Source organism: uncultured Tissierella sp., from assembly GCF_902479755.1.
GTDB classification, from domain to species: domain Bacteria; phylum Bacillota; class Clostridia; order Tissierellales; family Tissierellaceae; genus Tissierella; species Tissierella carlieri.
In genome coordinates this window covers 12,103-27,006 of the sequence record NZ_CABSQO010000046.1, presented here as the reverse complement: position 1 = coordinate 27,006, position 14,904 = coordinate 12,103, and the positions used below count along the sequence as shown (strand labels likewise).

14 protein-coding genes and 2 tRNA genes are annotated in these 14,904 nt (G+C 29.4%); 2 read left to right on the top strand and 14 right to left on the bottom strand.

Translation table 11 applies throughout. The annotated features are described in order from the left end of the window. Positions 1 to 28 precede the first annotated feature (28 nt). The 8 genes from RDK80_RS17580 to polA form a co-directional block, all read right to left on the bottom strand. Positions 29 to 547 (bottom strand): adenine phosphoribosyltransferase, encoded by a 519-nt coding sequence (locus RDK80_RS17580; RefSeq protein ID WP_094899359.1) that lies wholly within the window; start codon positions 545 to 547, stop codon positions 29 to 31. Between the two features lie 517 nt (positions 548 to 1,064). After that, on the bottom strand, positions 1,065 to 2,315 hold the full coding sequence (gene eis, locus RDK80_RS17575) for an enhanced intracellular survival protein Eis (protein WP_094899357.1): 1,251 nt from the start codon (positions 2,313 to 2,315) through the stop codon (positions 1,065 to 1,067). Positions 2,316 to 2,610: 295 nt separating this feature from the next. Continuing rightward, complete coding sequence (locus RDK80_RS17570; RefSeq protein WP_308525037.1) at positions 2,611 to 3,972, bottom strand: MATE family efflux transporter; 1,362 nt, start codon at positions 3,970 to 3,972, stop codon at positions 2,611 to 2,613. 85 nt (positions 3,973 to 4,057) lie between these two features. After that, a tRNA-Leu gene (locus tag RDK80_RS17565) sits at positions 4,058 to 4,142 on the bottom strand. Positions 4,143 to 4,228: 86 nt separating this feature from the next. Further along, positions 4,229 to 5,965 carry a peptide ABC transporter substrate-binding protein gene (locus tag RDK80_RS17560; RefSeq protein WP_308525036.1) on the bottom strand — a complete coding sequence of 579 codons (1,737 nt, stop codon included), beginning with the start codon at positions 5,963 to 5,965 and terminating at the stop codon, positions 4,229 to 4,231. Between the two features lie 15 nt (positions 5,966 to 5,980). Beyond that, positions 5,981 to 6,631, bottom strand: coding sequence for a lytic transglycosylase domain-containing protein (locus tag RDK80_RS17555; protein ID WP_308525035.1), 651 nt, complete (start codon positions 6,629 to 6,631; stop codon positions 5,981 to 5,983). 19 nt (positions 6,632 to 6,650) lie between these two features. Beyond that, positions 6,651 to 7,268 (bottom strand): dephospho-CoA kinase, encoded by a 618-nt coding sequence (coaE, locus tag RDK80_RS17550; RefSeq protein WP_308525034.1) that lies wholly within the window; start codon positions 7,266 to 7,268, stop codon positions 6,651 to 6,653. Next, entirely contained in the window at positions 7,255 to 9,927 is a 2,673-nt protein-coding gene (gene polA, locus RDK80_RS17545) for a DNA polymerase I (RefSeq protein ID WP_308525033.1), read from the bottom strand. Before polA ends, coaE begins: the two co-directional genes overlap by 14 nt. 125 nt (positions 9,928 to 10,052) lie before the next feature. Here polA and RDK80_RS17540 point away from each other — a divergent pair. Continuing rightward, a tRNA-Leu gene (locus RDK80_RS17540) sits at positions 10,053 to 10,139 on the top strand. Positions 10,140 to 10,272: 133 nt separating this feature from the next. On the opposite strand, the gene RDK80_RS17535 is transcribed toward RDK80_RS17540, so the two are convergent. The 5 genes from RDK80_RS17535 to RDK80_RS17515 form a co-directional block, all read right to left on the bottom strand. Further along, positions 10,273 to 10,506: a hypothetical protein gene (locus RDK80_RS17535; protein WP_308525032.1), complete on the bottom strand. Its 234-nt coding sequence runs from the start codon at positions 10,504 to 10,506 to the stop codon at positions 10,273 to 10,275. Between the two features lie 605 nt (positions 10,507 to 11,111). After that, complete coding sequence (locus tag RDK80_RS17530; RefSeq protein WP_308525031.1) at positions 11,112 to 11,780, bottom strand: nucleotidyltransferase domain-containing protein; 669 nt, start codon at positions 11,778 to 11,780, stop codon at positions 11,112 to 11,114. A 72-nt stretch (positions 11,781 to 11,852) separates the two neighbouring features. Then, positions 11,853 to 12,098, bottom strand: a complete 246-nt coding sequence (locus RDK80_RS17525) for a hypothetical protein (RefSeq protein WP_308525030.1) — start codon at positions 12,096 to 12,098, stop codon at positions 11,853 to 11,855. Beyond that, positions 12,043 to 12,195, bottom strand: coding sequence for a hypothetical protein (locus tag RDK80_RS17520; protein ID WP_308525029.1), 153 nt, complete (start codon positions 12,193 to 12,195; stop codon positions 12,043 to 12,045). Before RDK80_RS17520 ends, RDK80_RS17525 begins: the two co-directional genes overlap by 56 nt. 309 nt (positions 12,196 to 12,504) lie before the next feature. Continuing rightward, positions 12,505 to 13,137 (bottom strand): class I SAM-dependent methyltransferase, encoded by a 633-nt coding sequence (locus RDK80_RS17515; RefSeq protein WP_308525028.1) that lies wholly within the window; start codon positions 13,135 to 13,137, stop codon positions 12,505 to 12,507. 540 nt (positions 13,138 to 13,677) lie between these two features. Between RDK80_RS17515 and RDK80_RS20155 the strand changes: the two genes are divergently transcribed. Continuing rightward, entirely contained in the window at positions 13,678 to 14,061 is a 384-nt protein-coding gene (locus tag RDK80_RS20155) for a helix-turn-helix domain-containing protein (protein WP_374041682.1), read from the top strand. Between the two features lie 389 nt (positions 14,062 to 14,450). Here the strand turns inward: RDK80_RS20155 and RDK80_RS17510 are convergent, their stop codons facing one another. Continuing rightward, positions 14,451 to 14,903, bottom strand: a complete 453-nt coding sequence (locus tag RDK80_RS17510) for a MarR family transcriptional regulator (protein ID WP_308525027.1) — start codon at positions 14,901 to 14,903, stop codon at positions 14,451 to 14,453. Between the last annotated feature and the right edge of the window lies 1 nt (position 14,904).

Below are 14,904 nucleotides of genomic sequence, written 5' to 3'. Positions count from 1 at the left end.
TTATTGATATATATTAATAATAGATTTACTATCTATCATATTTAACTAATGAATTCGTATGGTAATTTGATAATTTATCTCTACCCTTTAAAAATTCTAACTCAATTAAAAACTCTAATGCAACCACTTCACCACCAATAGATTCTATTAATTTAACTGCTGATAATACTGTCCCTCCTGTAGCTAACAAGTCATCTACTATAGCAACCTTTTTACCTTTCTCAATAGCATCAAAATGTATTTCAAGTGTGTTATTACCATATTCTAGTTCATATTCATGTTTAACTGTTTCTGCTGGTAATTTCCCCGGCTTTCTAATAGGAATAAATCCTATACCCAGAGCATAGGCAACAGCTGCACCAAGTAAAAATCCTCTTGCTTCTGGTCCAGCTATATAATCAACTTCCCTTCCTTTTAAATCATCTACTATTCTATTTACAACTTCTTGAAATGCTTCTCCATCCTTTATTAAAGTAGTTATATCCTTAAAACTAATACCTTTCTCTGGGAAATCTTCTATTACTCTTATTTTAGATTTAATATCCAAATAAATCCCTCCATATTCTTTTAAATATCATCACCTTATTAGTTTATCATATATAGAAAATTTTTCTATTATTTTTTATTATTGTTTCAATAAAATATGCTTCTTTCTAGTTTTAATCTTATTTTGATTCTTACTAGATAGAAGCATCTATTTACTTAAGTATAGATTTAATTGTAATCCTAAAATATTTATAATCACATCTATTTTTTAGTTTGTAAAAAGAGATTATCGCTATCTTCAATTAATTAAAAACATCTATAAGCTAATTATAGATATAAATTTTAACAACTAAGGACAGCTAATTATAATACTCTGAATTACGAAAGTTAAAACCAATAATGTATAACTATCCTATTAAGTCGACTTTTCCCTTCAATAAACCTCATAGCACCAAGTCTTTCTAAGTTTATCAAATCTGAAATAGTGACTTTCACAAAAGCATCCCCCTTGATTTAAGTATAATCAATTACTTAGAGATGGGTTTTTCTTTATTTTAACATTCACTTTTCATTATTATTTAAAAATCAGTATAACAAACTGGTTTTTGACTACAGTAAAACGTTCTATCAATATCCTCCAAAAACTCTACGTTGTCTAGCTCTAAAAGTCCTAAATTATACATTCCTATTACAGATGTAGAGCCTAAGAATAAAGATGAAAAGTTTGCCATATTAGTTCTCATAGTTACATCAAACTTTTCCGAATCAGTATTTACAATTCCATCTATAAAGTTTACTACTATTTCAATTTCTTTATTATTCAATTCATCATATACCAAAAACCTTACCTTCAAATTCGAATTGTTATAATTTCTATGGGAACATTGTTCAAAAGCTTGATTAATATCAAATAATTTATACATTACACCTACTGCCTGAGTATTGCTTTCAATATATCCATATGGGATATAATTTAAGGAATCATTAAGAGGATTATCGAATAAATAGTAGAAATTCTCATCCTCTGTATTGAACACAACTAAATTTACCTGATCATCCTGCTTTCGAAGAAAGCCCAGAAGTTTCTTAAGCACATCTGTATTTTCATAAATCAATTCTTTTATATAAATATTATTTATTGTATAATTCCCATCCTTAGCATTTTGGAATTTAAATACAAGATATCCATTAATATTTCCTTTTTCATCATAATTAGCTATAATTTTGTTATATGGGTCATTTTTTAGATCTCTTATTTCATCTCCAATTTTCATTATCATTCCATGTTTTTTTGCAACTACCCTGCTGTGACAATCAAACAATTTATCAAAGCCCTCTTTTTCTACGTATCTCAAGTCGCTTTTTCCGAAGTATGCTGGAATTCTATCTGGAGGCAATCTGTATTGGTTCATCTTTGTACCCATTCCATAGCCCATTCTTTTATAAAAATCTGGTCTAAATGGCAATAACATTCCAATAGGAGTACCTTTCTTCTTATAAATTTCTTCATAAAATTCTATCATAGCTTTAGCACACTTTTCTTTTTTATGCATTAAATGCACACCTAAAAAACCAACACCTGACACAGGTAATATCTTTCCAAAACAATTCATTCTAAAATCAAAAAGTCGCATTACAGCAATTAACTTTTCACCTTCAAACATCCCGTAAAAAGTTACATCTGGATCATTTGTCATAATTTCCACAGCTATTTTTTTATATTTTTCTACTGCATCCTTTTCTAAATTCTTGAAGCTTGGGTATGCATTAAAAGCAATATCCGTATACGCATCTATATGTTCTTCATTTAATTGACGAATCTCTCTCATTTTTCCCTCCCGGTCTCTTTAATTTGTTATATCAAATAATATAATTGAGCAATCTTTTATTCTTAATATAATTGTATAAGAATATTCAAACAATAGCAAATAATAATTACTTTTCTATAATTATTTGACTATTTTTTATATATTTAACAATATATATTTTATATAGTTTTAAATTTCTTTCTAATCAAATTCTTATCACTACAACTATTATTTTGTTAAATATTAATAGATCGATGACTTATATATAAATCTTACTTAAAGAAACCCTCTATATATTTGTTTTTTAAAGGCCATATTATATATTCTCAAGTAATAGCTTTTTAAATTGTATTGCGAAAACAACAACTGTCACAGTAACTGCTATAATATCTGCTATAGGCTCCGCAAAAAATACTGCAAATACTTTATCCTTAAAGAAAATTGGTAAAACATATATTAAAGGAATTAATAAAATGATTTTTCTAAGTAATGCCAAAAATAAGGAAATTTTAGCCTGTCCTATTGCTATAAAAGTTTGCTGGCAAGCAATTTGTGCACCAAGTACAACTCCTGCTCCTAGATAAATTCTCATTGCCCATACTGTGATATTCATTAGTTCTATATCCTTAGTAAATAAAGATACAAAAACTTTTGGAAATATCATCATAAGAGTCCATAAAACAAGTGAAAATATCATAGCGGACAGAATAAGTAATTTAAAGGTTTCTTTTACTCGTTCATTATTTTTTGCCCCATAGTTATAGCTAATTATTGGCTGGGCCCCTTGAGTTAATCCTGCTAAGGGTAAAAACATTATCTGCATTAAACTTGAAAGAATAGTCATTGCTCCTACTGCAATATCTCCCCCATATTTTTGTAAAGAAGCATTTAAAGAGATATTTAAAAGACTCTCCGTACTGTTCATTATAAATGGTGAAATTCCTAACATAAGCACTGGAATTATAGCTTCTTTTTTCAATTTTAAATATCTCTTATGAATTTTAAGTTTTGTCTTTTCCCCCACCATAAATCTAAGAACCCAGATAGCTGAAACTGCTTGTGAAATTACTGTTGCTATAGCAGCACCTTGTACTCCCATATTAAAGCCAAATATTAAAATAGGATCTAGAATTATATTAATTACTGCACCTATAACTACTGTTAACATACTGATTTTAGAAAATCCTTGAGTTGATATAAAGCTATTTAGCCCTAAGGTAATCATTACAAATATGGTTCCAGCCACATATATATTTAAATAACTAAGTCCATAGCTAATTGTTTCGCTGCTGGCACCAAACATCATTAATAACCTTTCACCAGTAATTAAGAAAAGAATCGTTAGAATAATTGCAATTCCTATTAGAAGCGTAAAACAATTACCTAGTATTTCTTCAGCCAAATCGTCTCTTTGTTCTCCCATTTTTATTGCAGCTCTTGGAGCACCACCCATCCCAATTAGTGAACTAAATGCTGTAATAATCATTATAATTGGAAATGTTACGCCTACACCTGTTAATGCAGTCGCTCCTATTCCTGGAATATGACCTATGTATATACGATCAACAATATTATAAAGCATATTAACAAGCTGGGCTATGATCGCTGGTAGAGCTAAGTTTAATAATAGTCTACCTACACTCTCTGTTCCTAATTTATTAGTTATGTCTTTCTTCATTTAGAAACCTCCTTATACTTAAAATAGATTTTTATTTCAATAAAAAAACTCCATCAGAGATGGAGATGTAGTTTATTATGTATTATGGTGCAGGAGAAGGGATTTGAACCCTCACAAGCTTTGCTTACTACCCCCTCAAGATAGCGCGTCTGCCGTTCCGCCACTCCTGCAATCAAATTACCTATACTATAATACTACATTTTTAAAGCTTTTTCAATATCATATTTCTTCCACGTATATTTCTTTTATTGAATATTTATTGTAAATCCTTAGGTATATAGCATTTTTCTATCCCTTTATATGGGTTGAAGAATGCTGGATTTAACTCTCCTACTATTTTACTATCTATTAGCAAAGCCTTGTTTTTAAAAAACAAACTTATATATGGTAAATCCTCTACTATGAAGCTTTGTAATTCATCATATGCCTTCACTTTTTCATCTCTAGAAGATTTAAGAAACACATTTTGAAGTAATTCATCCATATTTGGATTAGAGTATTTAATAAAATTTGTATTATAAGGAATTTGTGAGCTATGGAATGCAAAAGACAAATCTGGAATTACAGATAATTGCCATCCAAGAAGAGTCATATCATAGTCACCAGCTCCTAAAAGTTGATTTACTTCTGTCCACTGTCCCTGAATATCTTCTACTGTAATATCTTCTTCCTTCTTATTCTCAGGATAAATACTAACATCTATCCCCAATTTTTTCAAATCATCTTTTATCATCTCTGCAGTTTTTAGTCTCATTAGATTATATGAGTTAGTTAAAATCTTAAGCGAAAGACCTTTACCATTTTCATCTTCTAATATTCCATCGTTATTTGTATCCTTCCACCCTAATTTTTTTAATTCTTCCTTTGCTAAATCTAAGTTATAACCAAAAGTATTTGCTTTTTCGGATAACAGCCAAGAATCTGGATGAATAGGCACATCAGTTTGTGTTCCATGTCCTAGGTAAAGTTTTTGAATAATAGACTGTCTGTCTATTCCATAAGCAATAGCTCGTCTTAATCCTTCTCCTTTTTCTCCAGAAAATAATTCCTTTCCAAAGTTAAATCCTAAAAATTCATAATTTGCGGATACAAACTCTAACGCTTTAATTCTGCTATTTTGACTATACTTGTCCCAATCAACGCCTACAGTTGTGGCTATATTTATCTGTCCTGTCTCAAAGGCAGTTAAGATATCTTCTTCACTTTCTAACACTCTGCCTAATATCTCATCAATATACGGCCTACCACCTCTATAATTATCGCTTGCTGATAACCTTATTTCCTTCATCTTTTCATATGTTTGGAATTTAAACGGACCAGTACCTATTGGCTTATAATCATCTAATTGTAAAGCCTTAATGTAATCACTATTACCTGATTTTCCTGAAGTAAAAGCATGTTTTGGTATTATAGGAAAAGTTAGAACTTCAAGATTATTGCTAAAAGCTCTATCAAAGGTAATTACTATATCATTACTGCCTGTAATAGTAATATCCATAATTCTTTTTATATCCGATGTGCTGGTAGATCCCATTGCATTTAAAAACATTTGTCTGTATGTACTATCTGCACTTGCATATTTAATAGTATTTACTGTAAAGACTACATCTTCGGGCTTGAATTCCTCACCATCATGCCAAAAAATATTATCTTTTAATTTTATTTCAATAGTTCTCCCCTCATCCAGAATATTATAAGATTCAGCTAATTGATTCACTATATTTAAGTCATTGTCAAACTCGAATAGGCCTTCAAAAATAAGTTTGGAAAAAAAATAATAACTACTATTCTCTGTCATTAATGGATTTAGTGTATTAAAATTAGTTAAAGGGACAACTACTTGACCCCCTTCCACAGGATCATATTCAATGGAGATTTTTTTATCTTCAGTTATATCATCATTTCCCACATTTAATTCATTTTGTGCACATCCCACGGCTGTGGCTGTTATTAAAATCATAAGAATCAAGCACAAGTATTTTTTGTTTTTCATCTTTCCCCCACCTTATCACACGTTTCTTATTATTTCTTTTATAATCTTTCTGATATTATGCAGTAAATTAATATAAACAGAATCTTTATCACTAGGATTCATGATATATTTTTTATACAACGTACTATAAACCTTATAACTTTGATTTACCCTTACTAAATAATCCTCGGTCTCCTTAAATGGAATAATAGACAAGCTAGTTCTATCATTACTATACTTTTCATCTTTCAGCCATTTACTTACATTCCCGCTTCCTGCATTATATGCAGCTAAAACTAGTTCTAAATTATAGTCAAATTCCTTGAACAAAGTATCAAGATACCAAGTACCAATTCTTATATTTGTTTCAGGATCAAATAATATATCTTCACTATAATTATCTATTCCCAAAACTTCACTAGCCCACTTTCCCGTTGAAGGTGATATTTGCATTAATCCTCTAGCACCTTTTTGAGAAATAGCATCCTTATCATATTTACTCTCAACATTTATTATAGAAGCTACTAAATATGGATCCAAATCATATTCCTTAGAATATTCTACTATCATACTCTTATATCCTATGGGATAATTCGTTGTTAGTAAAATAATCCCTATTGTAAGTATTAAAAATATAGCAGCTATAAATATAATTATTTTTTTAATCTTTTTTATAGTTTTAAACAATAGAAGAACCCCTCCAAGATTAGATTAATTCCTTTAACAATTTATCTACCTGTTCTTTTAAATATTCAACATCTCCACTATTATCAATTGTCTTGGAAGACCTTGCTTTTTTATAGTTTATATCCATCTGTGCTTGCATTTTCTTTAAAGCCTCTTCTTTTGATATTCCATCTCTTTTCATCAATCTTTCTATTTGAATATCCTTCTCTAGATATACCAACCATATTTCATCGAAAGTAATATTATATTTCTCCCAGAGATCATATTGTTCAAACAATAAAGGAATGTCTAAAAATACAATTCTTTTCTCCAAAGATAACTCATCTATTTTTAGTCTTATGGCTTCAAATATATATGGATGAATAATGGTATTTAATCTTTCTCGATACTCCCTATTGCTAAAGATAATTTTTCCTAGTGCTTTTCTATCTATAGATTTATCATCCAGCAATATCTTTTCTCCAAATTCCTCAACTATCTTTATATACGCTGGTTTATTAATTTCAACAACTTCTCTAGCAACTTTATCTGCATCAATTAATGAATATCCCTTATCTATAATCATTTTAGAAACTGTAGATTTGCCAGTAGATATTCCACCTGTCAATCCAATTAATATACAACTATTTAGTGTCATACCAACTATCACCTACCTCTAAATCTACTATAAGAGGTACATTTAACTTTATCGAATTTTCCATTATATTTTTCATTATATCTTTTACTTCTTCAATTTCATCTTTTTCTGCTTCGATTATCAACTCATCATGAATTTGTAGTATCAATCTTGATTTTAGATTCCTTATTTTTAGCTCATTATATACTTTAACCATAGCCATCTTTATTATATCTGCTGCTGAGCCTTGTATAGGTGTATTCATAGCTATACGCTCACCAAAAGATTTAATATTAAAATTTTTGGCCTTAAGCTCTGGAATATATCTTCTTCTATGAAGAATGGTTTCTACATATCCTTTTTCTTTACCTTCCTCAACTATATTTTCCATATATTCTTTAACCATCTTATAATTTTTTAAATAGTTATCAATATATTCCTTAGCCTCTTTTCTTGAAATATTTAAATCTCTAGATAAACCATAATCTGAAATTCCGTAAACTATTCCAAAATTTACTGCCTTTGCTCTACTTCTCATTATAGAGCTAACCTCTTCCTTAGGTACGTTAAATACTTCTGAAGCAGTCTTTCTATGAATATCCTCATTATTAATAAAAGCTTCCATTAATTTAGAATCCTTAGATATATGAGCTAATACCCTTAGTTCTATTTGAGAATAATCAGCATCTACAAGCACATAGTTATTATTCTCTGCAATAAAAGCTTTCCTAATTTTTCTACCGTCGTCTGTTCGAATTGGTATATTCTGTAGGTTTGGTTCTGTACTACTTATTCTTCCAGTAGTAGTTATAGTCTGATTAAAACTTGAATGAACTCTATTGGTATCTTTGTTAATCAAATTTAAAAGTCCATCTATATAAGTTGATTTTAGCTTTACTATCTGTCTATATCTAAGAACTTTATCAACGATAGGATGTTGATCCTTTAGTTTATCTAAAACCTCTGCATCAGTTGAATATCCAGTTTTAGTCTTTTTAACAATTGGCAAAGATAACTTATCAAATAAAATTTCTCCTAATTGCTTAGGTGAATTGATATTGAATTCTACATCAGCTAAGGTATATATATCAGTTGTTAAGGAGTTTATTTCTTCGTCATATTCCTTGCCAAGCTTCTTTAGTTCATCTGTATCTATCTTAAATCCATAGTATTCCATACTTCCTAGGACTTCTACTAAAGGTAGCTCAACATTATAATAGAGGTCTAACATCTCTTGCTCTTTAATAATCTCTTTCATCTTAGACTCTACATTCAATATTGTATCTAATGTAAATGAAAGACAATTTCCTATCTCTTCTTCACATAAATCACTAAAACTTCTTTTACTCTTACCTTTCCCCAATAAAGATTCTTCATCCATACCATAGACATTCAAGTATTCTTTGCTAATCTCATTTATAGTATATGAAGATTGAGCAGGATTAATTAAATATTGAGCTATCATAGAGTCAAAAGTAATATTATCTATCTTAATTCCTAATCTTGATAATATTACTATATCAGATTTTAAATTATGCCCTATTTTTTCAATAGACTTATCTTCAAAAATTAATTTAAAGCTATCTATAAAGTTCTTTTTATCTTCTTGTAGATAAACAATTTTAGTTGGAACACCTTGAGTTTTGATACCTAATGCTACTATTTTATCCTCAATATAATTATCATTAGATATAATAAACTTAAATCCAAATTTTCCTTCCTTTTTAATTGTATGGATTAACTCATTATAATCTAATTCACCTATCATACTATATTCAAGGTTTATACTTGTTTCCTCATTATTATCTGTGAAATCATCAGAAAACTTTCCAAGCAAACTATTGAATTCTAACTCTTTATAAAGCCTCTTTAAGTTTTCCCAATCAGGCTCTGCAATCTTTAGTTCCTCAAAACTTATGTCCATAGGTACAGCAGTCATGATCTCGCCAAGTTTTTTACTTAAAAATGCAAGATGTTTGTTTTCAATTAGGTTTTCCTTTAATTTTTTCCCACTAATATTCTCTATATTTTCATAGATATTTTCAATTGTACCATATTCTTTTAATAATTTTAGTCCCGTTTTTTCTCCAATTCCTGGTACTCCTGGGATATTATCGGATTGATCTCCCATTAGACCCTTTAAATCTATAAGTTGTTCGGGAGTAATTCCATATTTCTCTATTATTATATTCCTATCAAACTCTTCTAATTCAGTAATTCCTTTTCTTGTAATTAAAACTTTAGTATTATCTGTTGCTAATTGAAGATAATCCTTATCTCCAGTAACTAAAATAACTTCTAACGAACTTTCTTCACCCATTTTTGCTAAAGTTCCTGCAATATCGTCTGCCTCAAAACCAGTTAGCTCTAAATGACGAACCTTCATAGCATCTAGAATTTCCCTTATAATTGGAAATTGCTGTACTAATTCTGAAGGTGTAGATTGCCTATGAGCTTTATATTTATCGTACTCCTCATGTCTAAAAGTAGGGCCTTTTTTATCAAAAGCTACACAGATATAGTCTGGTTTTTTCTCTTCTTGTACTTTATATAACATAGTCAGAAATCCATATATGCCATTGGTATATATTCCATTTTTAGTGGACAATAATGGCAAAGCATAAAATGCTCTGTGTAGCAAAGAGCTACCATCTATAATTATTATTCTTTTCTTATCCATCTTATCACTCCATTCTATACTCCATTCTTCTAGTATATCTCAAAAGATGGTTTGAGTAAACAAAGCAAAATAAAAATATTGATTAATTATTGATTATGTGCTATTATATTCTTTGTAATAGTTTTGCCGGTGTGATGGAATTGGCAGACGTAGTGGACTCAAAATCCACCGGTGGCGACACCGTGCCGGTTCGAGTCCGGCCACCGGCACCATTACTACTCGCATGAACAGTAGAATATATGAGAAAAGATAGGAAATAATATTCCTATCTTTTTTATTCATAAACAAAGTTGCTATATTATTTTAATAATCAAAAGAAAGCTGGGCACACAACAATAAAAAAATCTAATTAGGTTTTCTTTTTTTATAATAACGTACAATAATCTCAAATATCAAATCTAGTCCAACTATCATTGTGATGATATAAAAAATAAAATCATTTCCTAGATATTCTTCATAGTAGTTATAAAAAAATCTTTTAAAAATAAAATAACCAACAATTAATATAGTTATGATTAAACTTATGGTCCTCCGATGTTTTTTGCGAAAATCCGTTAAAATTCCAACTTTATTACTCATATCCATACCCCTTTACTATAATTATATCTCTAGTATATAATCCTTTTCACCTTCTGTGAATTCCATAACTCATAAAGAACTTAATAAATCTCTAGCTATAAATAATAAGCTCTCTACCATTATTTATCATCCTTTACATTAGATTTTGCTTATATAGTTCGATAAGGGGTTGGCAAAGTCCTTCTTTTTTTGAAAAGTTTTTAAATAAAAGTCAATTTATTTCTTATGTTTGTTTCACCTAATTTAATTAATTTAACATAATAGTATTAAGCGTTAGACATGCTAACATCTTATCACCCATTTTCTCTTGAGTAAAGCACATTCCAATATATAAAAAGACCTTTCCGTAGGGTCTCTTTACTGTTTAATATAGAAATAAAAGCCCACTAATAAAAATCAAGTATTTTTTAGCAGGTTTTCAAATTTTTTATCTATTTAATTTTTAGCATATAAAATAGACTAAACTGATTTTTCTGTTTAGCCTGTTTTTTACTGGTATCTATTAAAGGTTTATGCTGTGTTTTAGAACAGTGTTGAAAATATATAAACATTTAGGCGAAGTAAACAGACTTCCTCTAATCTAATATTAGAAAAATATTCAGTTTCTAAAATTCTTTGAAAAGATTGTGAAATAGAACTTCAATTTGCGAATCCACTTTAAATTTTTTATAAAATTTATCAAAGATACATTTTATGTCATCTTCAAAATTATTATTGAAACTTAAATCAGTAATTTTCAATGAGATAAGACTCTCTTTAATTTCTTCTAATAAATCATATGCACTGTCAGTTTTATTAGATAGATACTTTATAGTTCCTCTATGCAATAACCTTAATACCTTATACCATTCTGGTCTGTTAGTTATGTAATTAGATTCTACTCGTTTTCTTATAATTTCTTTATTATCTATGATAAAGTTTGTATCATATTTCAAAAGAACCATACTGTTTTGCAAATCTTGTTGTGAAATTGCTTCCCTTATGTCCAAATCGACAGAAATGTTATCCTGATAAATCAAGATTAATATACCTTTAGGGTTTTCAGTAAAATTGATCATTACTGGATTGCCATAGAGTGAAATAATTTCATCAACTTTATGACTATCAATGTTGCCTAAAATTATTAAGTCTATATCAGAAAATTTTGTTGCTGTGCCTTTTGCTAAAGACCCCTTTAAAATCATTGAAAATCTATTGTTTTTACAAAATTCATAAACAGATTCAATATAATTTTTATAATTTGATGAAGGATAATCTATTTCAAAATTAAGCATAATAGCCTCCTTTCTAATCAAAAACAATACTAACTCTGAAATAATTACAAGTATGCACTTGTTAAAATTTGCCTATATGCCAATTATAACATTGATTAATAGTTTTTTAGTTAATTTCTTATTTTCATATATGAGATTTTTATTATCTGATGGACTTTTATTATTATCTAGAGTAATTTTATTTAGCTGTTCCCCAATATTTTGGTTCTCCGCCTTAAGTTCTTTATTTTCCGACATTACCTTTTCCCAATCGAATACTATTTTACTGATGTTGGATATATAGAGAACCTTCATCAGTATTTCCAATTTTATTTTCAACTTTTTTCCATCCACGGTTATCACTCCAAGTATTAAAAGCAAAAGATAAAACACTACCAAGTAAAATAGCAATTACAATTGCTATTCCTACATCCATAATAAATTCCCCTCACCCCATATTTTCACCTCCATTATAATATATTGATCAGACATTCTCAATTTCAGAATAAAAAAACAGCTTATCTTTAAGCTGTATAACTATAAATTATATTTTTTTTAATGTTTACTTTAGTCTATATTAAGATAGTGAATTAATTTAACTTCATACTTATACGTATATTGCGAGGTTATAGCTTTCTTGCTAAATACAAAACTATTGTATCATAAAGCTTTATATTATTGCCAAAACTCAAAATAGCGTCCTTGATGCCTGCGTAAAATTTTGATTTATATGGCTCTGGCAGAGTTATATGAGAAGCATGGTCCTTATCCATGAAACATACTCATCAGCATTAAGTTCTCTTGTTTTGTGATAATGACAGCATTCAATATCAATAAATCCATATTTATCAGTATTGTTGTAATTTAAGTTGCATGTATATTCTGCTTCTGGATGAAAATATTCAGAGTATATTTCCTGTCTCTTCAAATATAAGGGCTCATTAGCACTTTTTTCATCTGTCCGAGTTAACATCATCGCAAATGTTCCATTGCTTTTTAATATATCATAAACTTTTGGAAATCCGATTTTCTCTGGTATCCATTGGATTGTCGCGGCTGAATAGACCAAATCGAATTGGTGATGCCTAAGATCATATGTTTCAAAATCAGCATTTACAATTTGAAAATTATCATCTGAACTAAGTTTATTCTTTGTATACTCTGCAAGATTTTCGTCAAGTTCAATCGCCAAATACGAACAGCCTGTTTTTAATATCGGTTCGGTAGCCTGACCTGTTCCAGGACCAATTTCAAGAGCTGTTTTGCCAGAATCGAGCTTTGAGTATTCTACAACATGAGCGAAAAGTTCATCACAATAACGGGTTCTCCATTTGTCAAATTCTTCAGGAATGCTGTTAAAAACTTTCCTAAAATCCATAATAATACCTCCCACTAATAAATAATCGTTAGTTCATATTTCCCTACTGTTACGAATTACTTGTATGAAAATTATAACATATATCATAAATTTATATGGATTAACTGATAAATATTTCCATTTACCAATACTGTATTATTTAGTTTTCAATGTTCAGTGTTCTCATTTCAATTTATAATCATTACTTCATATAAATAACTTTAGTTACTCAAAACATAAGATAAAAATACCGTAAATTTCTTTTCTGAATTATACGGTATCAATAGAACTTTTAGTTTTAATAAACATGGCGTTTAATATAAATGATACGTCTTAAGGAAACTAAATATTATTTTTAGAACCTCTGATACAAACTTTAATTTTCTTATATTTTAGCAAATTCTTATTATTAGTCTATATGTAACTTGTAAACTTGTGCATTGCTGCAATTTTAAAGGTGATGCACGGGAAGAGAGTATTATAAGAAAACTAGATTTATGTTTTGCTGAAGGATCAGACAATCTCAACAAGCTGTTACCTGAAAACTATATTTTAGAGCTGATGTCCATAAATATTGAAAGATTACTTTGCGAAGATTGTTCTAAATATCCCCTTAATCAACTGTCAAAAACTGATATGGAGCGTTTGGTGTATGCCCGTGAAATTCTATTAAACAGGTTGGAATCTCCTCCCACATTACTAGAATTATCCCGCATAATACAGATGAATGATTGTAAGTTAAAACGTTCATTTAAACAACATTTCGGAAAAACAGTATATGAGCTCATTCGTGAACAACGGTTTGAAAAAGCTTTCTCTCTACTTGAGAGTGGAAAGCATAATGTAAGCGAAACAGCTTTTGCTGTAGGATATACAAATGTAAGCCACTTTTCAAAAACTTTCAAAGAAAGGTTTGGTATTACTCCACGGGACTTATGCAAATAGGAAAATCCAACTCTATGTAAAGTAAAAGACGGCTTTGAAATAAAATCAAAGCCGCCTTTTGGCCATGCAGTTCAAATGAAATATATGCTAAACTTCATCTAAAAAGACGAAAGCGGGGATTTGTATACCTTCGTAAGTAGTATATAGTGTTTAAAAACGGACGGAAAAATACTTTTTGATATTTGAGTCTGTCATTACCTCCTGTACCACTCCTTCTTGATAATCATTATCCCCCAACAAAAAGCATTTGTCAGCTATCCTAATTGCATGATTGGAATGATGGGTATTGATAATGCAAGATATTTTGCTCAGAAACTACGTTCTTTATCAACTTTAACAGTAAAATAATAATTTGTCTTTTCATTTTTCCCTCCTATTTTATGCATATTTCACGCATGATTTTGAATTAAATTATTTGCATGTTCTAAAAAGTCCTTGATTGCCTCTAATTGATCACTAGGTAATCCATCCACATAATCAAATAAGGATTTATCATGCTGATTGTGATACTCTTCATGATACTGATAGGCTAGTTGCCCCTTTTCTGTCAAAAACAAATTATGACGTTTTCTATTTTCTTCATCCTGCTCTTTTATTACAAGATCCCGTTCTTCTAATTTGAGTAGAGTTTTATGAACAACAGCACGGGTAATACCAAAACGCCTGGCAATCTCTGAGCTAAAAATCCCCGGATAATCACCGATCATCTTGATAATATGGATTTCACCACGATAAAAGGTCATATCCTCGCTTCCAAAATTCAAAATATTTGTCCTGCTATTTGCAATATTCTCTGTAAGAGTGATAAAAGCATTTATAACTTCAATTCCTAACCCTTCCATA